2 tRNA genes and 3 rRNA genes are annotated in these 5,730 nt (G+C 48.1%); all 5 read left to right on the plus strand.

Annotated features, from left to right (window positions below):
- The first annotated feature begins 424 nt into the window (after nucleotides 1-424).
- The 5 genes from ABFV72_RS13030 to rrf all read left to right on the plus strand — a co-directional run bounded on the left by ABFV72_RS13030 (nucleotide 425) and on the right by rrf (nucleotide 5,706).
- A 16S ribosomal RNA gene (locus ABFV72_RS13030) occupies nucleotides 425-1,963 on the plus strand.
- Nucleotides 1,964-2,038: 75 nt separating this feature from the next.
- Nucleotides 2,039-2,115 (plus strand) — tRNA-Ile (locus ABFV72_RS13035).
- A 9-nt stretch (nucleotides 2,116-2,124) separates the two neighbouring features.
- Nucleotides 2,125-2,200 (plus strand) — tRNA-Ala (locus ABFV72_RS13040).
- 347 nt (nucleotides 2,201-2,547) lie between these two features.
- Nucleotides 2,548-5,403, plus strand: a 23S ribosomal RNA gene (locus tag ABFV72_RS13045).
- A gap of 189 nt (nucleotides 5,404-5,592) precedes the next feature.
- Nucleotides 5,593-5,706 (plus strand): 5S ribosomal RNA (gene rrf / locus ABFV72_RS13050).
- Together the 16S, 23S and 5S rRNA genes with 2 tRNA genes alongside form the textbook arrangement of a ribosomal RNA operon.
- The last annotated feature ends 24 nt before the right edge of the window (nucleotides 5,707-5,730 follow it).

Genomic DNA, 5,730 nt, shown 5'->3' on the forward strand with positions numbered 1-5,730 from the left:
TCATCAAGACGAGCTGGAAAGCTTATATGTTAATTACATATAAATAACCCAGTTAACTTGTTGAAACAAATTAAAAAAAGAAGTTGACAGACTATTAAAACATGATATGATGGTCAGCTCGCTAAATAGGATAAGCCACATTGGTAGACTTATTTAGTTTGAAATACTAGCACTGGACGACAGTGTCAGACATTATTTAAAAGCATAACTAAAGAACAACTTGTGTGGATTTTTGCTGATTCAGAATGCTAAAAAATAAAGTTGACTATCTTTTCTTTTCGGAAAGATTATTAACTATAAAAATTATCATTTAAGACAGCAGAAAAACTCAAAGTTAATTCATTACGAACATAATTTTTAGCGATTTTGCCAGATTAGATGAGCCAAGTTTAGAAGCTTCTTTAAAGAGCTTCATAGCAAGATTAAACTGAAGAGTTTGATCATGGCTCAGATTGAACGCTGGCGGCAGGCTTAACACATGCAAGTCGAGCGGAAACGATGGTAGCTTGCTACCAGGCGTCGAGCGGCGGACGGGTGAGTAATACTTAGGAATCTACCTAGTAGTGGGGGATAGCACGGGGAAACTCGTATTAATACCGCATACGACCTACGGGAGAAAGGGGGCAGTTTACTGCTCTCGCTATTAGATGAGCCTAAGTCGGATTAGCTAGATGGTGGGGTAAAGGCCTACCATGGCGACGATCTGTAGCTGGTCTGAGAGGATGATCAGCCACACCGGGACTGAGACACGGCCCGGACTCCTACGGGAGGCAGCAGTGGGGAATATTGGACAATGGGGGAAACCCTGATCCAGCCATGCCGCGTGTGTGAAGAAGGCCTTTTGGTTGTAAAGCACTTTAAGCAGTGAAGAAGACTCTTCGGTTAATACCCGGAGACGATGACATTAGCTGCAGAATAAGCACCGGCTAACTCTGTGCCAGCAGCCGCGGTAATACAGAGGGTGCAAGCGTTAATCGGAATTACTGGGCGTAAAGCGAGCGTAGGTGGCTTGATAAGTCAGATGTGAAATCCCCGGGCTTAACCTGGGAACTGCATCTGAAACTGTTAGGCTAGAGTAGGTGAGAGGGAAGTAGAATTTCAGGTGTAGCGGTGAAATGCGTAGAGATCTGAAGGAATACCGATGGCGAAGGCAGCTTCCTGGCATCATACTGACACTGAGGCTCGAAAGCGTGGGTAGCAAACAGGATTAGATACCCTGGTAGTCCACGCCGTAAACGATGTCTACTAGTCGTTGGGTCCCTTGAGGACTTAGTGACGCAGCTAACGCAATAAGTAGACCGCCTGGGGAGTACGGCCGCAAGGTTAAAACTCAAATGAATTGACGGGGGCCCGCACAAGCGGTGGAGCATGTGGTTTAATTCGATGCAACGCGAAGAACCTTACCTGGTCTTGACATATCTAGAATCCTGCAGAGATGCGGGAGTGCCTTCGGGAATTAGAATACAGGTGCTGCATGGCTGTCGTCAGCTCGTGTCGTGAGATGTTGGGTTAAGTCCCGCAACGAGCGCAACCCTTGTCCTTAGTTACCAGCGGGTTAAGCCGGGAACTCTAAGGATACTGCCAGTGACAAACTGGAGGAAGGCGGGGACGACGTCAAGTCATCATGGCCCTTACGACCAGGGCTACACACGTGCTACAATGGTAGGTACAGAGGGCAGCTACACAGCGATGTGATGCGAATCTCAAAAAGCCTATCGTAGTCCAGATTGGAGTCTGCAACTCGACTCCATGAAGTAGGAATCGCTAGTAATCGCGGATCAGAATGCCGCGGTGAATACGTTCCCGGGCCTTGTACACACCGCCCGTCACACCATGGGAGTTGATTGCACCAGAAGTGGATAGCTTAACCTTCGGGGAGGCGTTCACCACGGTGTGGTTGATGACTGGGGTGAAGTCGTAACAAGGTAGCCGTAGGGGAACCTGCGGCTGGATCACCTCCTTATAGACGCATTCGGTCAGCAAGAATTCACAACAAGTTGTTCTTTAGTTTAAGCTTACGTTTTTAACAAACGTATTAGGGTCTGTAGCTCAGCTGGTTAGAGCACCGTGTTGATAACGCGGGGGTCGGTGGTTCAAGTCCACCTAGACCCACCATTTTACAATGGGGCCATAGCTCAGTTGGTAGAGCGCCTGCCTTGCACGCAGGAGGTCAACGGTTCGACTCCGTTTGGCTCCACCACTACTAAGACAGTTAAGTAAGCTTTAGATGCCAATAAATAAATAGGTATTAAATAGAAACAAGTGATTGTAATTGATTACTTCTTTCTGTTTTATACAGAATCTGTGACTCGACGAGAGCATAGAGACTATTTAAAAACATAGATATGAGTCTGGGTTAGGAAGAGCGTGTTCACGCGCACTTCTTAACCTTAATAACTCACCTCTTAACGACATCAGTTGTTATCCCAGGGGTGAGTTATTAAAAAAAGTAAAGAGAACTGAATCAAGCGTATAAACATAGGTGATATCGTTATCATAATTAGATTGTATGACACTTAGAAGTCGAAAGACTACTTGGGGTTGTATGGTCAAGTAATGAAGCGCACATGGTGGATGCCTTGGCAGTCAGAGGCGATGAAAGACGTGACAGCCTGCGATAAGCTTCGGGGAGGCGGCAATATCCTGTGATCCGGAGATTTCTGAATGGGGAAACCCACTTACCATAAGGTAGGTATCCTAATTTATTAGGAAGCGAACGAGGGGAAGTGAAACATCTCAGTACCCTTAGGAATAGACATCAATTGAGATTCCCCTAGTAGCGGCGAGCGAACGGGGAGAAGCCGATTAATTCTAATGTAGAAGAACAGCGTGGGAAAGCTGACCGTAGTAGGTGATAGTCCTGTATTCGAAACATTAGAGTTAACATATTAAGTAGAGCGGGGCACGAGAAATCCTGTTTGAAGATGGGGGGACCATCCTCCAAGGCTAAATACTCCTGACTGACCGATAGTGAACCAGTACCGTGAGGGAAAGGCGAAAAGAACCCCTGTGAGGGGAGTGAAATAGAACCTGAAACCGTGTGCGTACAAGCAGTGGGAGCCCACTTGTTGGGTGACCGCGTACCTTTTGTATAATGGGTCAGCGACTTATATTCTGTAGCAAGGTTAACCGTTTAGGGGAGCCGTAGGGAAACCGAGTCTTAATAGGGCGTTTAGTTGCAGGGTATAGACCCGAAACCGAGTGATCTATCCATGAGCAGGTTGAAAGTGCCGTAACAGGCACCGGAGGACCGAACCCACTGTCGTTGAAAAGCCAGGGGATGACTTGTGGATAGGGGTGAAAGGCTAATCAAACTCGGTGATAGCTGGTTCTCCCCGAAAGCTATTTAGGTAGCGCCTCGGACGAACACCATTGGGGGTAGAGCACTGTTTCGGCTAGGGGGTCATACCGACTTACCAAACCGATGCAAACTCCGAATACCGATGAGTGATATCCGGGAGACACACGGTGGGTGCTAACGTCCATCGTGGAGAGGGAAACAACCCAGACCGCCAGCTAAGGCCCCAAATTCCTAGTTAAGTGGGAAACGAGGTGGGAAGGCATAGACAGCTAGGAGGTTGGCTTAGAAGCAGCCATCCTTTAAAGAAAGCGTAATAGCTCACTAGTCGAGTCGGCCCGCGCGGAAGATGTAACGGGGCTCAAACTAGGAGCCGAAGCTGCGGATTTGAATTTGTTTTCAAGTGGTAGGGGAGCGTTGTGTAAGCCTGTGAAGGTGTGTTGTAAAGCATGCTGGAGGTATCACAAGAGCGAATGCTGACGTGAGTAACGATAATGCGAGTGAAAAGCTCGCACGCCGGAAGATCAAGGGTTCCAGTCCAACGTTAATCGGGGCTGGGTGAGTCGACCCCTAAGGCGAGGCCGAAAGGCGTAGTCGATGGGAAATCGGTTAATATTCCGATACTTGTTTATAATGTGATGGAGGGACGGAGAAGGTTATGTCAGCCTGGCGTTGGTTGTCCAGGTGAAAGGATGTAGGTTTATAGCTTAGGTAAATCCGGGCTATTCTATACCGAGATCTGATAGCAAGCTGTACTTGTACAGCGAAGTGGCAAATACCATGCTTCCAGGAAAAGCTTCTAAGCAATAGTTATAAACGAATCGTACCCTAAACCGACACAGGTGATCAGGTAGAGAATACCAAGGCGCTTGAGAGAACTCTGCTGAAGGAACTAGGCAAAATGGTACCGTAACTTCGGGAGAAGGTACGCTGTTGGTGGTGATAGGACTTGCTCCTTGAGCTGCTGGCAGTCGCAGATACCAGGCTGCTGCAACTGTTTATTAAAAACACAGCACTCTGCAAACACGAAAGTGGACGTATAGGGTGTGATGTCTGCCCGGTGCTGGAAGGTTAATTGATGGGGTTAGCGTAAGCGAAGCTCTTGATCGAAGCCCCAGTAAACGGCGGCCGTAACTATAACGGTCCTAAGGTAGCGAAATTCCTTGTCGGGTAAGTTCCGACCTGCACGAATGACATAATGATGGCAGCGCTGTCTCCAGCAGAGACTCAGTGAAATCGAAATCGCAGTGAAGATGCTGTGTACCCGCGGCTAGACGGAAAGACCCCGTGAACCTTTACTACAGCTTTACATTGAACTTTGACCTGACTTGTGCAGGATAGGTGGGAGGCTTTGAAGCCGAGACGCTAGTCTCGGTGGAGCCAATCTTGAAATACCACCCTGGTCATGTTGGGGTTCTAACTCAGGTATAACAATACCGAGGACAATGTATGGTGGGTAGTTTGACTGGGGCGGTCTCCTCCTAAAGAGTAACGGAGGAGTACGAAGGTGCGCTCAGACCGGTCGGAAATCGGTCGTAGAGTATAAAGGCAAAAGCGCGCTTAACTGCGAGACCCACAAGTCGAGCAGGTACGAAAGTAGGTCTTAGTGATCCGGTGGTTCTGTATGGAAGGGCCATCGCTCAACGGATAAAAGGTACTCTGGGGATAACAGGCTGATACCGCCCAAGAGTTCATATCGACGGCGGTGTTTGGCACCTCGATGTCGGCTCATCTCATCCTAGGGCTGAAGCAGGTCCTAAGGGTATGGCTGTTCGCCATTTAAAGAGGTACGCGAGCTGGGTTTAGAACGTCGTGAGACAGTTCGGTCCCTATCTACCGTGGGCGTTGGAAATTTGAGAGGATCTGCTCCTAGTACGAGAGGACCAGAGTGGACGAACCTCTGGTGTTCGGGTTGTCACGCCAGTGGCATTGCCCGGTAGCTACGTTCGGATGGGATAACCGCTGAAAGCATCTAAGCGGGAAGCCCACCTCAAGATTAGATTTCCCTAAAGAGCCGTTCAAGACTAGGACGTTGATAGGCAGGGTGTGGAAGCGCAGCGATGCGTGTAGCTAACCTGTACTAATTGCTCGTTTGGCTTGACCATACAACACCCAAGTGGTTTGTATACAAGTCTAATTAATCTATCTTGTATAAGCTGTAGTGGCTTATAGAATAAGAAAGAAAATTTCGATATCACCTTTAACCTTGATTCAGTTAGGTTACAAGTTGATCGACAACAAGCTCAAACTTGATGTCAATAAAAACAACAACAGACTCATATCTAACCCCCTTTGCTGACGACAATAGCGCGATGGCCCCACCTGATCCCTTCCCGAACTCAGAAGTGAAACATCGTAGCGCCAATGGTAGTGTGGTTCGCCCATGTGAGAGTAGGTCATCGTCAGCTCTCTATTCTGAAATATCCCCCGAC

It is taken from the genome of Psychrobacter proteolyticus (assembly GCF_039762275.1).
GTDB lineage: Bacteria > Pseudomonadota > Gammaproteobacteria > Pseudomonadales > Moraxellaceae > Psychrobacter > Psychrobacter proteolyticus_C.